The organism is Dehalococcoidales bacterium (assembly GCA_028717385.1).
Taxonomy (GTDB): domain Bacteria; phylum Chloroflexota; class Dehalococcoidia; order Dehalococcoidales; family CSSed11-197; genus CSSed11-197.
On sequence record JAQUNW010000015.1, the window covers coordinates 12,342 to 27,390 of the forward strand.

Genomic DNA, 15,049 nt, shown 5'->3' on the forward strand with positions numbered 1-15,049 from the left:
ACACGGGCCACTAGCTCAGTTGGTTAGAGCACAGTCCTGATAAGACTGGGGTCTCTGGTTCGAGTCCAGAGTGGCCCACCATAAAGCTAAAAATGCCGCTGCCAGGCAAAAAATAGGGTTGGTAGATCACAGTCCATATAGTACAACTCACGCACGAGCCAATCGTAGCGTAGAGCACAGTCCATATAAAACACTGTCACATTATACCGAGTATTTTATCGTGGCGTGTCGGGTTGAGGGCAAGTCGCCAAATACACTGGAGGATTATAGCACACGACTAAAGCGGTATATCGGCACTAATGGCGATGTGCCAGCTGACGCTGTCAGTGCCCTCGACATCAGGGCCTACCTGTCAAAATTACAGTCACAGGGGCTGCAGCAAACAACAGTACGCAGCCATTATAAGGTCCTTAAAACTTTTTTTAACTGGTTGATTGCTGAGGAGCTGCTGGACAAAAACCCAATGTCTCACGTTAAACCTCCCAAGCTCCCCAAGAAGATGGTGCATCCTTTCAGTCCGGACGACATCGAGAAGTTGCTTATATTGACATCGGGCAATACTTTCCTCGACGTACGCAACCGAGCAATCATTCTCATGTTCCTTGATACAGGGGTCCGGCTCTCCGAGATGGCAGCTTTTACCCTGGCCGACCTGGACGTAAACTCCGGCCTGATACGCGTCACCGGCAAGGGCAACAAAGAGCGGGTTGTCCGCGTTGGCCAACGGACATTGAAAGCGCTGCTCAGGTATCTGTTGATGCGTGACGATAATTACCCGGCAATGTGGCTTACCGAGGAAGGTACACCGCTGCACCGGGACGGTATCAATATTATGGTTCGCAGATTAACCGCGCGGGCTGGTATTACCAGAGCAAAACGAGGGCCGCATACTTTCAGGCACACCGCGGCGTTAGCTTACTACCGCAACGGCGGTGACATTGATACACTGCAAATCATGCTTGGCCATTCCAGCACCTTGATAACCAGGGAATATCTATCAACCATTGGTGCTGACGATATGATAGCGGTCCATAAAAAGGTGTCCCCAGTTGATAACCTTAAAATACGTTTTTAAAGGCTGGGAATTATCGGCTAATAGAATTACACCATAAAAGGGTTAAAGAGGCGTTGCAAATGATTGTAACGGGGTTAGGTAAGGCGTTAGTTCTGTTCTGTTCTAGTGGATGGTGAAACATGACACAACATAAGTTATAGTGACGTCGGATGTCAAAAAATAAAATTCATTTCCCTTACAGAGCAAGCTTCAAGCTGTTCAGTAACTCAAGTTAAAGGTTAGCGTAAAGGTTGCTTTCGTACCACATGCTCTACGGGGCAGGATTCGAACTTAACGGCTTCTCATGCCTATCTGAGGCTATCTGCTAACGGCTTTTGTAACTATTAACTCATCTGCAAAATCTGATAAGTCAATTGTAAACAATTTGGGATTAGTACCCCCCTACTCAATTTCGCGGATTTGTGCGCGAGGCTGCCCACTCGCCTTTCGTTCTAAACCTGTTGACTTTTGACCGGCCCCCCCCTTCCTTACCTAGCCTGTTTTAAATTAAACACATTGACCTGGTAATGGTGATTTGTTAACCAATGGAAGGGTGGAAGTTGGGACTAATACAAATTATTAGTACATTATTAGGCCATAAAGGCTTATCACCATGGAGAATTTGACTGAATTTAGCTTTGAATATAACACATTTGGGGCTGAAAGTAGCGCATACGGGAGTCTGAGAAAAAACAGAAATGGGTGCTTTTACGTTTGAATCAGTGACAAATGGTTTCGTGTTTAAGCTATCTATTAGCTTTAAATGAACTGGTTATCCGTTGCATTCATCATAATGTCTATCAAGGACGGATGTAGTAGTTACTCAAATATCTTACAATTTCTCTCATCTAGTGTTGGATTAATCTGATCTTTCATATAATTTCATTGTGCCAAAAACGGGAGCCTTTTATGGGTACAATAGTAACAAGGGGCAGGTAATCAACCTGCCCCTTGTGCGTTCTTAAAATATCTTATTTACAGGCCAGAATTGCCCGCTTGACTAGTGTTTTAGCAATCTGTATCTTGTACTTGTTACCTGGATTTGACCCGTTACCCGGCATACCGATGGCGCCAGATACGGCGGCTGCACCAGCAGCTTCGGCATTAGCCTCATCAATGGCTTTGCCCTTGATGGCGTCCTCAGCCTTGGTTGCCCGGTAGGGGTTGTTATGTACGGCATTTAGGCAGATGCGAGCATCCTCCCTACTTATCAAAACTGCACAGTTTACAATTGGAAAGTCAATTGTTTTACGTAATGCAAATTTCTGAAAGGCACTCTTAGTACCAGAGGCAGGAGTTGGGATTTGAATCTCCTTAACGATTTCGTTCGCTGCAAGGATAGTCGAACCAGGCACAGCGTAATCCCAGAAGTTTTCGGCTTCATAAGCATCTTTATTAGTGACAATGATTGCGTTAAGAGCTATGAGGGCAGGTGCTGTATCGCTGGGATTGACAGCGATACAGCCTTGTACAGCACCAAATATTGAGTGATACCTGTTATCACCCATCATGGCAAAGCACATGTTGCCACCTTTTCGGATGCAATCAAAGCGATTATCTGGATTGCGGAAATACCAACAACGGTTGTATTGGCATATGTTGCCTCCAATTGTCCCCATCTCTCTAAGATGTGGTGAGGCTGTCTTGCCAGCTGCTTGGGCAAGAGCCGAATACTTGCTTTGCACATTTGTGTCAGCAGCAATGGCTGAAAGAGGGGTCAGAGCTCCTATTTTAAGAATACCGGTCTCCTCTTTGATGTAAGATAGGGAAGAGATAGTTTTTAGGTTGATAATGGTTTTGGGATACATTGCGCTCGAGAGAACGTCATTTTTCAGACGTCCTAAAAGATCAGTACCTCCAGCGATTGCTTCCGCATTTTCACTTTCCAAAGCCATGGATGCTTCCTCAATTGTATTAGCATTAAAATGCTCAAAGGTTTTCATTCTATCCTCCTATACCTTACCCAAGGCTTTTAATACTTTATCAGGGGTAAGAGGTTTGTCATCAATCCAGACTCCGATAGCATTGAATACGGCGCTCATCACGGCAGCCGAAGTTCCCGCTACTGATTTTTCACCTATTGGCGCAGCACCCATTGGTCCAAGAGGCTCGGGCACCTCGGTAATATTTACAATTGGCATGACATCGTCCACCATAGTAGCCCAGGCGTAACCATCATCAGAGGTGACCAGCGGTGTACCGGTAACCGGATCAATTGGTATAAAAAGCCTATGGGCTCTAGGGATATTGAGGAGTGCTCCTCCCGACACCTGCCCTTCTGCCACCTTTCTATGTATTGCCTTGCCGAGATTATGTGAACTGCAAGCCTCCAAAACGGTAACCTGTCCGGTCTCAGTATCGACTTCCACCTCAACAGCTAATGCCCCTGATGGAAATATGCCACCCCCCCTTCCCCCCGTGTTTGTTTGTACTGCGGGTCCGTAGACATGATTACTAATTACAATGTCGAAGACATAAGGCTTTTGTAAAGCGTCTTTAAATGTAACCTTTTTTGTAGGATCCGCTTTTAATGAGATGACGCTGTCTTTAGACTCTAAATCTTCAGCTTTTACCCCTAAAATATTAGCAGCTCTTTCGAATAGAATCGCCCTTGCTTCTTGAGCAGCTTGGAGTATCGCATGCCCTCCATAAAACAAGGTGGAGCTGCCAAAGGAGCAAGTTGTAAAAGGAGATATATCACTGTCCCCCAATATTACGGTATTTATGTCTTCGTATTTTGCCCCCAGGGCTTCTGCAAGAAGTACGCTTAAACTGGAGCCTATTCCTTGGCCAAAATTGCCTGGAAAACTATTGAATTGAATTGAACCATCGCGCGAGATTTTTAATTCAACAGATTTATCGTTCTTGGTGTGGTGTTTTGTAGCACAAGCTAAGCCTACACCTCGCTTTTTTGAACCTTCGTATGTTTCGCCTTTTCCTGGAGCGTGCCACTTGGTATCCCATCCGATACCATTCATCGCAGCCGTGAAATCTATGTCAAAAACTGAAGATTCCGTTAGAAGTGTATCGTCGTGTGTTTTATCTCCCGGCTGTAAATGATTCTTCAACTTGAACTTCCCCGCATCTATCCCTAATTTTCCAAGTACGCGTTCTATTCCCATCTCAATCGCCCAACAAGTCATCTCTGGGCCATAACTGCGAAAATAGCCACCGACGCCGTTATTGGTCATGCATGTATAAAGGACGAATTTCACGTTAGGACATTTGTAAAAATCTACCAAGGAAGACTGAGCAAAACCAGAGTAAACGGCATGGGTTTCACCATATCCACCGATATCATGATATTGGAGTATTTCCAGTGCAGTGAGGGAGCCATCATCCTTGGCGCCAACTCTTACGCGGATCTTTGCTTTATCCGGCATCGACATACAACTAAAAACCTCTCTTTTAGTGTATGATATCTTGACTGGCATTTTAGCCTTGCGGGATAATAGGGCTGTGATGCAAGCTCTCATCGAGCATTCCTTCAAGTTTGCACCATGGCCTGCACCTGAATAGTTGCTGATTAAATGGATATCAGTTTCGCGTATGCCGAATACCATCGAAAGTATGCTATGCAATGTAAATCCACCTTGTGAACTACTCCATACAGTCAGCTGTTCCCCAAACCATTGTGCTACGGTTGTATCGGTTTCCGGAGAGTGATTGGTTATGATGGGCGTTGATATTATAAAATCAGCCGAAATATCGGCTTCCTTTAAGCCTTGTTCTATGTCCCCTTTGGTAGCAGCGAAACACGGAGTTCCTGACGTTGCCATACCCTGAGCCATAGTAAAAGAATTTCCTGCTTCATAGATCTGTGGTGCATCCGGCTTTAAGGCTTCTATAGGATCTAACACCAGTGGTAATTCTTGATATTCTACCTTGATAAGCTTAACGGCTTCTTCAGCAATCTCAACAGTATCAGCAGCTACAGCGGCAACCGGGTCTCCCACGAATCTCACCTTGTCCACTGCGAACATCAGCCGTGGGGGTGACCAGTAACTATTCATACCATCCGGACGGCAGTCTTTGTGGGTGACTACTGCTCTAACCCCAGGCAATAACTCAGCCTCGGCAGTGTCGATGCTAATGATTTTTGCGTGTGCTAATGGGCTCCTAAGTATTTTACCATGAAGCATTCCTGGGATGTTTACGTCCTGAGTGTAAATTGCTTGACCGGTTACCTTAAGCCTTGCATCTTTAACGATAGGGGAAGTTCCAACAATTGTCATATCAGATTCCTCCTTTGTTGGCAGCGCTCAATACAGACTTTAAAATGGAGTCGTAAGCTCCACAAGAACAAAGATTACCAGAAAGTGCGCTCTTAATGTCATCCGTCGTAGGGCTAGGGTTTTTATCAAGAAGAGCTTTGGTAGTTACTATTATTCCTGGTGTACAGAAACCACATTGAAATCCCATTTCTTCACTGAAAGCTTTCTGTATAGGGTGTAATGTCCCGTCCTTAGCTTCCAGTCCTTCTATAGTAAGAATGTTCTTGGATTCACACTCGATTGCGAGTACCATACAAGATAAAATTGGTATGCTTTCCAGTAAGACAGTGCATGTACCACATGCTCCCTCATCACAGCCAATCTTTGTTCCTGTAAGGCCCAGTTTGTCTCTTATTACGAATGCCAACGTCCATTGCGGCTCCACCTCGACGATGTAGTCGTTGCTGTTGACGTTGAGGGTGACGAGCCTTGTTTTGGTCAAGGCTTCCATATGCTGGGCTTCCAGGTGAGCCTTGAGCTCGGCAAGGTTGGCAAACTGCTGGTTGTCGTAGGGGCAGACATAGGTGGTGGTCCCAGCGGCGGTGGTGGTTACCGTCTGGGTGGTGCCGCTGCCGGCGGTGGTGGTAACGTTTACCGTCTTGGTTACCGTGTTGGTGACCGTCTCGCCGTCGCCGCCGCAGGCGGTGAGCAGGAAGGCAGAGCCGACGGCGGTGCCGCCGACAACGATGCCGGCGTTACGGATGAACTGCCGTCTGGAGATCTGCCCGTCTTGTGTTTCCTTTTCTTTTTCAGGCATTTAGTTGAATTCCTCCTTTATTAATTTCAAACTGCGCTACTTGGTGCTAATGATGTGTAATCTCTGTTAAGCGCCACCTCCTTTGTTGTTAGTCTGCATATCATCAGTGCGAATTGCCTCGGCTTTTCTCCCAGTGGTCCACCATCTGCTGGATGAAACCGTCGTAGCACTGCCCCGGTGCCCGGCAGCGGTCCAACCTCTCCTTGGTGGAGACCTTGAGGCCTATGGTGCTTCTGAGAGACCCGTTTTCCCCGGGCCTGCCGTGTTCAATTACCCTTACGCTCAATTTTTGTTCACCTCCAATAATCGGCTTTTTGCCTTTGACAAGATGGTTTCGCACACAGTCTTTTCGCTTGTGTCACATCACCTCCAACAACTTGCTGCCGGTTCTTGCCGCCTGCCCGGATTACGCCCAGGGCTCCAAAGCACACGGCGGGGGTAGGCCGATCGATTCAAGCCGGGAGCTATGTCCGGTAACCCCCGGTATATAGCGTCTTTGACAGTTTGATTTGCATTGATTGAATAGGAACGAATACTTAAAAACATAAACAGTTGTAAATCGCTCGTACCTTAACACAGAGAGCATAGTACGATGATTTCGACAGGAATTTACTCTATAATCCCGACAACTTCTTGTTACAAACGTTCGCAAAAGTAGCAGTGCTTTTTAGACAAAAGGACAACAGCTCTATTTTCTACTCCCTCCTGAAAGTCACCAAAACTACTAACTTATAATATATAGACAAGCGTAAAACAGCGGATGTAACAAAACCGAAATACGTGAGCTTAGACATACCTACAACACTGCTACAGTAGTGCTACAGTATAGTTCGTAGAAAATTGTAAGGAATTAAGGTTTTACTAGTTGAGGTTGAGATAGTGCCTATGTTGTGGTTTCCAGGATAAAGCCTCGACCAGGCAATGAGTTAATATGTATCCTGTTTGCTGATATCAATTCAACTTTTCGACGTAGCCTGCCAATATAAACCCTAATTGCATCGTTTGAGCCGACATAATCACAACCCCATATTTCATCAGCTAAATCGTCGAAAGATCGCATTTTACCTGGGTTATTAATCAAGCTCTGCATTATCCGATTTTCAGTAGGAGTAAGTTGGATAGATTGATTCATGTAGGACAATTTGGAGTGAATTGCATCTAGATGCAATTTTTCATAAAACAAAATACTATTTTGGGCCACTCCAATTCTTTTTAAAATGGTTTTTATCCTTGCCATCAACTCCAAGAGGTGAAATGGTTTCACAATGTAATCATCTGCTCCCAAGCTTAAACCTTTGACTACATCAATTTCATCCTGGTTGACAGTTAATATAATTACAGGGACCTCTGAAAAAGACCGTATCGATCTCAATACTTCGAATCCATCGATATCCGGCAACCCGATATCCAGTATAACGACGGTAGGTTTTTCCTTTTCAACAAGATCGACTCCCTCTCGTCCTAAATGTGTTGAGAGTAATTGGGCGTCAGGCCAACTCACGTCTAGTCCAATGGATATGGATTCTATAATAGTTACATTATCTTCAATTACTAGGATTTTCATTAAGAGCCTCTGATTGGGTTCAGCTATCTAAAACCATTCTTTTAATAGGAATCGAGAAGATAACCTCAGTCCCTCCTTTTTTTAAATTATGCACCCAAATACTACCACCGTGGAGTTCAATTAGTTTCTTAGCCAATGGTAGGCCTAAACCAAGCCCCCTACAGTGTTTTGAAGACTTTGACATTGTATAATAGGGTTCAAACAAATATGGCAGATCTTTTATGGCTATACCATGGCCATTGTCGAGAACAGACACAATTACATTTGGTCCTTCTTCTCTTACCCGTACAGTGATTGTACCTCCGGAAGGAGTATATCTCATAGAGTTTTCTAAAAGATTGATTACCACCTGCTTGAGTCTTTCTCTGTCAGCCCAGATTACCGGAAGATTATCCTTAAATTCGAGTGAGATAACCTGCTTCTTTCTAAGAGCTTCATAACGAAATAAATTTAACAGTTCTTCAAGTATTTCTACGATATCTATTTCGCTGATTTCTAACTGAAGCAAGCCTGTCTCGCCTTGTACCACAGATACAAGTTCATTGATGTTGATGCTCAACAGATTAGCTCCATGGTTGATATTCAGTGCCATTTTTTTAACCTTATCATCATTAACTGTATCCAACATTACCTCGCTGACACTCAAAAGAGAAGACAATGGAGTTTTTAGGTTGTGTATTAATCCATGAATGAGGCCAATCTGCTGTTTGAGTTTGAGATTAAGATTCTCGCGAAGTCTGGTCTCTCTCGCAAGGGATTGCTCTAATTTTCTGGATCGTTGTATAACCAGATCTTCAAGCTGTTCTTTGTATTCCTTCAATTCACATTCTGCCTTTACTCGGTCCGTAACATCAATTACTGAAAAATAGACTGAAGATAGATCATGCTCGCATCCTGGCGCAATTAAGAATTGTTCATAAACATGTTTCCATCTTCCCTTATTCGTTATAATGCGAGCTTGAAATGTTTGGTAAGATTTTTCACCTTCGCAAATCGATACCATGGCTTCTAGAGGTGCTTCCCAACCAAGCCTGTCCTTCCATTCCATATCCAGTTTCTTTGGAATCGAGAAAAAAGTACGCTTGGTGAAAACTTGATACTCTTTAAAACTGGAAGTATCGTAAATATCAAGTAATGCTTTGTTTGCTCTTATTTCTTTTGCTAGAGAATAAAAAGTTGCGCATAAACGCGGGTCATCCTTAAGAAAAGCTATGATATCTTTAACACCTTCAGCCTTAAGCTTTAAAAGGAATGCCTTTTTGTCTGACCAGTCAACTTCAAGCAGCCCTACAGGTGAAAACTGAAATAGGTGTTGATATTTGTTCCTTTCAGCAACGAGCATTTGCTCTGCTTTTTTTTCCTTGCTTACATCTCTCAATAGCACTATCGCTGAAGCTTTCCCGTAATATTGTATCGGGGCAATTGTATGTTCAACGGGTACTTCATTACCATGTTTCGAAATAATAGCCCCTTCAAATGAATTGGCAAATGTATTACCGGCAAAGACATCTTGAAGCCTATTTCTAGCAGCCTCACTATGACTAGGTGAAATGAGATCAAAGGCAGACATGTTGAGCAGTTCCTCTTGGGAATACCCGGTGATCTCGGGCCAGATTTCATTTACAAAGACGTATTTGCTCTCGACCCCGTCCTTATCTTGGAGGATTACAATGGCTTCACCGGTATCATTGGCAAGCTTGACAATCGTTTTGAATTGCTGCTCGTACTCCTTTGCCTTTGCCTCAGATTCAATAATACTGGTTACATCCCGGATAAAGACAATGTTGGTAGGTAGTCCATCAGGGGTACTGACGGCGCTGGAAATTTCAATAACTGCTTCTTGCCCGTCCTTCTTCCTGATGGCTAGCGTAAATTTACCCGGTACCGGAGTCCCCGACATCTTCTGCCGGTGCCTTGACAGGGAAGTCTCTTTATACTTCGGAAGCACCAGATCGAAGAAGGATATTCCAAGCAGTTCTTTTCTGGAATAACCAGTAATATCCGACCAGATATTACTTACAAATACATGTACGCCTTCCCTGCTATCTATATCCCTGAGCATTACAACAGCCTGGCCCATATCATGGGCAAGTTCTATAAGAGCATGGTAGGCCTCTTCCGGAGGTTTCGGTTTGATCGATTCGGGAATTGAACCGCCTTTGGTTTTGATATCGGAAATATTTGTTCTAATCTTTTTATCAGCCATAGTTATCACCGGTGATTATAGACAATCCAGTGTTATTATACTACAGGACGGTTGGACCTAAGGTAAAGATAGATTTTTAATAAAGAGTTCTTTTGTGAAGATTTTGGTTGATGCCAGTTTTGTTCGTGGGAATTGGCCGACATGAGGACTGGATTTTGTGAAGGGCAAAATTAGTTACTTTAACTGCAGCGAAAATGCCATGTTCAAAGCTTTATTAACTTTGAGCAGAGCGCCCAATGTTGCACTAGAGTTACCGTTTTTCAACCTGCATATAGCCGGATACTTTCTATCATATTGTTCAGTCTTGATCTCTCAGCCTCGATATTTGCACGGTGCTCTTTAAAATCTGAAAGTGATATTTACTCTTCCATCTATTACTCTACAATGCTTGACTTCCATACCTGATAAGTCAGTATACCCACTTGAACTTTTATGGACCGAAATGAACTAATTAAAAAAATCTGCGTATTAATGTTTATGCACACATTACAATCTTGCATCAATATAATACCTGCTTATCAGCCCAATGGGCTGACTTGATGTGCTATTCTGTTAATCAAACGTTAAGGTTAATTCAGAACTTGAATAAGGTGAACCTTTTCAAATAAACCGCGTATTAATATTATGCAAGAACTCATAGAAAGATGGCAGGCCGGAGATATTGATGCTTTCGACGAGCTTTTTCACCAATATAAAAAATTAGTGTTTAAAAATGCATTACTAATCTCTGGTAATGTTGGCGACGCTGAGGACATTTTGCAGGAAGTATTTCTTAAGCTGTGGACTTCAAAACACACTTTCAGTCCTGGCAAGGGTAATTTTATTAACTGGCTTTACAAAATCACCGTCAATCAAAGTATCAGCAAGTGCCGTAAGAAGAAAATCTATTCTCTTTCTCTTGACCAGATAGATTCAGGCAGTGGGATTTTCGATAACAGAGAAAGGATCGAACCGAATCTTGATCGTAAATGGGAATATGAAGCACTAACCAAGTTGGTAAGTCAAATGGATGAGAAACACCGTCTTGTTTTGATATTAAAGTATTTTGATGATTTGCCCAATAAGGCCATTGCTGAAATATTGGATATTCCAATAGGCACTGTTAAATCACGGTTGCATAATGCCCTGGCAAACCTTCGAAAAAAATGGGATTGCATGGAAGAAAAAATAGACTGAAGGGCAAGAAGTTGAAAGTAAACTGCGAACACATTTCGAAAATCGTACTAGGGACTCATTTCGGGGAGTTGCCTCCCGAGCAGCGTGAGCTGATAAGCAGGCATATTAATAACTGCCAGCACTGCCGGCAAGAACTCTCAATCATCCGCGATATTGAAGGTTGCCTCAAGGCTGCATTTGAAGAACAGACTGCCTGGGCTCAGATCCCGGAAAACACTCTTGAAAACATAAAACAACAGGCAGCTTTGGAAACACAATCTGCCCCCAAACGACATTTACTGGCAAAGAAGTTTTCCCGTTTTGGCTTTCTGAACCGAAGACAGATTTTAACACCTGCTCTGGCGGTATCAATTCTGGTTATTTCTTTGTTTGCCATGCATTTGATTAACAGAAGCAACAATGGCATTACTGCATATGAGATTGCTTTAAACGACCCTCAGCTGCAGAGTGTGCTCACATCCAATTCGCTTATGGAACCTGACAAATCTAAAGTGACTGTTATCAATTATCTGGATACCCATGGCAAACCCCAGGCCTTGGTAGCATTTCACGCTGATCCCAATTTCCTTGTTGTTGCCGATGTAGACATGTCGGCAAATACATTGAACCGATTGAATACATTGGTACTGGACAGCCAAATGAGCAAGGAAGTGATTGGCGTTGCCGGTAACGATTCCAGAATTCAGGCTTTGCTGGAACAGGGAGCGATAATCAGTAATCTATACCCCGCATATGTGTTCTACGAAAAGGAAATGGTTAATCCTGATGGCAAAGTCTACAAACAGGCAAGCTTTGATTTTATTATCCAGTTAAGGATTGTAATCAATTCCTCCAGGTACATGGCAATATACGATGTAAACACCAATCAAATCACAACAGTAGTTACTGATTCTAAATAACAACTCACCTCCAGCTTACAAAATGAACCATTTATTAAATCCTGCGTATTCTATAAGTGGAGGGGTATTTCGGCCAAGGAGCAAATAGAATATTATCCAGGAGGTTGTGTAATGTTTCGTAAATTCTTTTTCCGGGCACTCTTGGCTGTTGTCTCAATAACCGGTATTGTTGCCGGGGGATCCTTGCTGGTTTATGCCCAAGATTCAATTAGTGGTAATTCCAATGATGCATATGATTACCCCATTCGACCAGACACGGAAGAATGGAAACAACTCCATGGTTTTAACGATATGCTTAACGCCTGCCAGATACCCGAAAATGTCCTTAAAAACATGTCAACCGCTGCCCTGGTGGAAACTGTGCTTGATTATCCCCTGTTATTTGTTTACACAGCCCATAATGACTGGCAGCAAGGGTTTGATATGCTGGTATCAAACTTCAACGGTTTACAAGAATTATTCAACCGCAAAGATGCCGGTGGTAAACTACTTGTTAAATATATTGAAGTAGATCCCAAAACTATCGATATCCAGCGGGACGATTTCGAAAAGTGCGCATTTCTTACTGATTTATACAATCTTCAGATGATACTGTCACAGCAGCCGATTCTTAAACAATTATCCACATACCAGACACAGGTGCTCTTATCCGAAACTGAAACAAAACACCAATTGTTGCAAAACCATCCGGAGGTTTATGGTGCACTTGGAGCAAAATTCAGCTCAATGCTCATTGAGCAAATTCTGGGGCAGTACGATCTTTCCAGATACTACTGGACATACATATATACGCCAATGGGAAGTCCAGTGCTGGCTTTACAAATGGAAGCCGAGGATGAGCTTACCCCATCTCAGATAACCTATATCGACTGGTATTATGATTCACAATTCCCATATGCGACTAGAATTCGAAGTGCAACACAAATGTATAATTGCCATTCATATGCCTGGCATAATCAGGCATCTGATAATACAATCTGGCTCGACGCTCCTTACCAGGCTATATATTGGAATGATGGCAGTTATAGCCGTTGGACCGGTGTGCCATATAATGGCTTGATAGTAAGGTATGTGGATGACGACCACTCAGCGATCATACACAATGTCGGCGACCATCGATATATCTCAAAATGGGGCTCCGCTGGACTGTATGTACACAGCCCGAGCCATTGTCCATATACAGCAACTACTCTCTATTATTACTGAAATGCTTGAGCCCAACATAAACATCAAGACTTCATCCATTTCTTAAAAGGAGGTGAAGATGACCGTGAAATTAAATATGCTCTATGGAGTTTGGCAGGTGGATTGTACTTATCCTGCCTTCTGAGGCAGGATAAGCAGATATATTCATGTCGTTTGCGTGGGAAGCGTTAGTTTATAAGAACTTGTCGCTAACCTTAATACTTGACTTATCGTTATTATGTATTGGTTGAATTGTTATTCTATACACTGGGGATAAATTTATGAAACGTTTAAGCAACCTAAATATTAAATCCGCAATGCTGCTGAGGACTTTGCCGGCTATTATCTTGGTCGCAACAATATATGCTTCTTTTGTACCGGTACAGATACAAGCTTTTCATTACAGTGGCATTCATTGGAATACCGATACCGTATATTTCAAGGTTGATATTGAAATGGACCAAGCTCTGATTGATGGCACATTAGCAGCAGCAGACACATGGTCCAATGCCGGTGCAAATTTCAGCTTAGATTCCTATTGGGTAACAAATAATGATGTAACTGCCTACAATTTCGGTGTTGGCTATGAACACATTATTGCTCAATGCTGGATATCTTATTCCAATTTCATCATTAGTGAAGCAGACTTTATATTTAACACATATCATGATTTTTCATGGGGCAGTGCATATGATACATTTGATACCGAAACCGTAGCGTTACATGAATTTGGACATTGGTTAATGTTGAATGATTTGTATGATCCTGCAGACTCTGGCAAGGTAATGTACGGCTATATAGCTCTAGATCAAATCAAACGCGATTTACACCAGGATGATATCGATGGCATTATTTACATATATGGGACATAAGGAGAACAATAATGAAACACGTGATTATAAATATAGTGATATTGGCCCTGCTTGCAGGGCTAGGCCTTTCCTGTAACCAAATCCTCAACGAGGATCCTACTCTTACTTCAAATAAAGTAACACCACATCCTAATGATGATGTTCAGCTAATAAGCAGCGTTATGGTTCAGCTCGAACTCGATGAATTAATAAAATCTTCAGACGTTATTCTAACCGGGACCGTTACCGATATCGGGCCCGTATACCGTGGAACCTGGCAGAACACGCAATTAATATTTACTGATGTTGCAGTTGAAGTTTCCAAATTGCTTTACGGGCAAACTTCAGAGAGCCTGGTAATACAAACTCGAGGGGGCAGGATTGATGGTTCTGTCATCATTGCAGAAGATGAACCAGAATTTCGACTAGGAGAAGAAGCCCTGCTGTTTTTGAGGTATAACCCTGATCTTGATTCTTTTATTGTCACTGGAGCGCTTCAGGGGAAATGGTCTTGTGAAAATGGTCAGGTGATCGGTGTAGCCGGAGAATACAGTATTGTTGAAATAGAAAGCAGGATAAGTAGTGTAATGGCACATTGACTGTCTAGAATGCTGCATATTGGAACACTGAATCAACTAACCTCCACTTTGGGCTAACAGGGTTCTGACAGCTTCATATGGTAGTATGGCAGGAGGTAAGTGTAAGGTTGTGATAGAGTGGGTAAAGAGCAACGAATTTTGGACCAGTATTATTTTTCTCGGGTTGGTGGCACTGGGCTTTAGTATTTTCGGAGGTCCTCTGGAATTGGGGCTCGTATATAGAATATTAATGATGTATACATTTGTCGGTGGACTGATCTGGTCAGGATACACACGTAAAAAGGGCATGACTCTAATTGCGTTAGGAGTAGCGATTGCCTTGATGCCCTTATTTCCAATATTATCATGGCTTAATACCCACAACCTCCGCCTGAGTATAGAAGGTTACGCCCTGATAGCTGGAGAGATACTGCTGAGCTTCCTCTTGATATGGATAGGGATAAAGCGCTACAGGAACTGGCAGCTGGAAAAAGAATAAACTTGC

12 protein-coding genes and 1 tRNA gene are annotated in these 15,049 nt (G+C 43.0%); 8 read left to right on the forward strand and 5 right to left on the reverse strand.

The window, feature by feature from the left end:
* Nucleotides 1–4: 4 nt before the first annotated feature.
* Nucleotides 5–81, forward strand: a tRNA-Ile gene (locus tag PHX29_04660).
* Nucleotides 71–1,075, forward strand: coding sequence for a tyrosine-type recombinase/integrase (locus tag PHX29_04665; protein ID MDD5605183.1), 1,005 nt, complete (start codon nucleotides 71–73; stop codon nucleotides 1,073–1,075). Before PHX29_04660 ends, PHX29_04665 begins: the two co-directional genes overlap by 11 nt.
* A 950-nt stretch (nucleotides 1,076–2,025) precedes the next feature.
* On the opposite strand, the gene PHX29_04670 is transcribed toward PHX29_04665, so the two are convergent.
* The 5 genes from PHX29_04670 to PHX29_04690 all read right to left on the reverse strand — a co-directional run bounded on the left by PHX29_04670 (nucleotide 2,026) and on the right by PHX29_04690 (nucleotide 9,855).
* Nucleotides 2,026–2,997 carry an FAD binding domain-containing protein gene (locus PHX29_04670; protein MDD5605184.1) on the reverse strand — a complete coding sequence of 324 codons (972 nt, stop codon included), beginning with the start codon at nucleotides 2,995–2,997 and terminating at the stop codon, nucleotides 2,026–2,028.
* Nucleotides 2,998–3,006: 9 nt separating this feature from the next.
* Entirely contained in the window at nucleotides 3,007–5,289 is a 2,283-nt protein-coding gene (locus PHX29_04675) for a xanthine dehydrogenase family protein molybdopterin-binding subunit (GenBank protein ID MDD5605185.1), read from the reverse strand.
* A 1-nt stretch (nucleotide 5,290) separates the two neighbouring features.
* On the reverse strand, nucleotides 5,291–6,085 hold the full coding sequence (locus PHX29_04680; protein ID MDD5605186.1) for a (2Fe-2S)-binding protein: 795 nt from the start codon (nucleotides 6,083–6,085) through the stop codon (nucleotides 5,291–5,293).
* 883 nt (nucleotides 6,086–6,968) lie between these two features.
* Nucleotides 6,969–7,649 (reverse strand): response regulator transcription factor, encoded by a 681-nt coding sequence (locus PHX29_04685; GenBank protein ID MDD5605187.1) that lies wholly within the window; start codon nucleotides 7,647–7,649, stop codon nucleotides 6,969–6,971.
* 19 nt (nucleotides 7,650–7,668) lie between these two features.
* A complete protein-coding gene (locus PHX29_04690) occupies nucleotides 7,669–9,855 on the reverse strand; it encodes a PAS domain-containing sensor histidine kinase (GenBank protein MDD5605188.1) in 2,187 nt (728 codons plus the stop codon).
* A gap of 624 nt (nucleotides 9,856–10,479) precedes the next feature.
* Between PHX29_04690 and PHX29_04695 the strand changes: the two genes are divergently transcribed.
* The 6 genes from PHX29_04695 to PHX29_04720 all read left to right on the forward strand — a co-directional run bounded on the left by PHX29_04695 (nucleotide 10,480) and on the right by PHX29_04720 (nucleotide 15,043).
* The gene (locus PHX29_04695; GenBank protein ID MDD5605189.1) at nucleotides 10,480–11,031 is read left to right on the forward strand and encodes a sigma-70 family RNA polymerase sigma factor; all 552 of its coding nucleotides are present in this window, start codon (nucleotides 10,480–10,482) and stop codon (nucleotides 11,029–11,031) included.
* An 11-nt stretch (nucleotides 11,032–11,042) separates the two neighbouring features.
* A complete protein-coding gene (locus tag PHX29_04700; GenBank protein MDD5605190.1) occupies nucleotides 11,043–11,930 on the forward strand; it encodes a zf-HC2 domain-containing protein in 888 nt (295 codons plus the stop codon).
* A 111-nt stretch (nucleotides 11,931–12,041) separates the two neighbouring features.
* Nucleotides 12,042–13,136 carry a hypothetical protein gene (locus PHX29_04705; protein ID MDD5605191.1) on the forward strand — a complete coding sequence of 365 codons (1,095 nt, stop codon included), beginning with the start codon at nucleotides 12,042–12,044 and terminating at the stop codon, nucleotides 13,134–13,136.
* 260 nt (nucleotides 13,137–13,396) lie between these two features.
* On the forward strand, nucleotides 13,397–13,987 hold the full coding sequence (locus tag PHX29_04710) for a matrixin family metalloprotease (protein ID MDD5605192.1): 591 nt from the start codon (nucleotides 13,397–13,399) through the stop codon (nucleotides 13,985–13,987).
* 11 nt (nucleotides 13,988–13,998) lie between these two features.
* Nucleotides 13,999–14,565: a hypothetical protein gene (locus PHX29_04715; protein ID MDD5605193.1), complete on the forward strand. Its 567-nt coding sequence runs from the start codon at nucleotides 13,999–14,001 to the stop codon at nucleotides 14,563–14,565.
* 109 nt (nucleotides 14,566–14,674) lie between these two features.
* Nucleotides 14,675–15,043, forward strand: coding sequence for a hypothetical protein (locus tag PHX29_04720; protein ID MDD5605194.1), 369 nt, complete (start codon nucleotides 14,675–14,677; stop codon nucleotides 15,041–15,043).
* Nucleotides 15,044–15,049 lie beyond the last annotated feature (6 nt).

Coding starts and splice junctions, on each gene's coding strand:
- PHX29_04715 (MDD5605193.1), top strand. CDS start 13,999: ATGAAACACGTGATTATAAATATAGTGATATTGGCCCTGCTTGCAGGG.
- PHX29_04675 (MDD5605185.1), bottom strand. CDS start 5,289: ATGACAATTGTTGGAACTTCCCCTATCGTTAAAGATGCAAGGCTTAAG.
- PHX29_04685 (MDD5605187.1), bottom strand. CDS start 7,649: ATGAAAATCCTAGTAATTGAAGATAATGTAACTATTATAGAATCCATA.
- PHX29_04670 (MDD5605184.1), bottom strand. CDS start 2,997: ATGAAAACCTTTGAGCATTTTAATGCTAATACAATTGAGGAAGCATCC.
- PHX29_04695 (MDD5605189.1), top strand. CDS start 10,480: ATGCAAGAACTCATAGAAAGATGGCAGGCCGGAGATATTGATGCTTTC.
- PHX29_04705 (MDD5605191.1), top strand. CDS start 12,042: ATGTTTCGTAAATTCTTTTTCCGGGCACTCTTGGCTGTTGTCTCAATA.
- PHX29_04680 (MDD5605186.1), bottom strand. CDS start 6,085: ATGCCTGAAAAAGAAAAGGAAACACAAGACGGGCAGATCTCCAGACGG.
- PHX29_04690 (MDD5605188.1), bottom strand. CDS start 9,855: ATGGCTGATAAAAAGATTAGAACAAATATTTCCGATATCAAAACCAAA.
- PHX29_04710 (MDD5605192.1), top strand. CDS start 13,397: ATGAAACGTTTAAGCAACCTAAATATTAAATCCGCAATGCTGCTGAGG.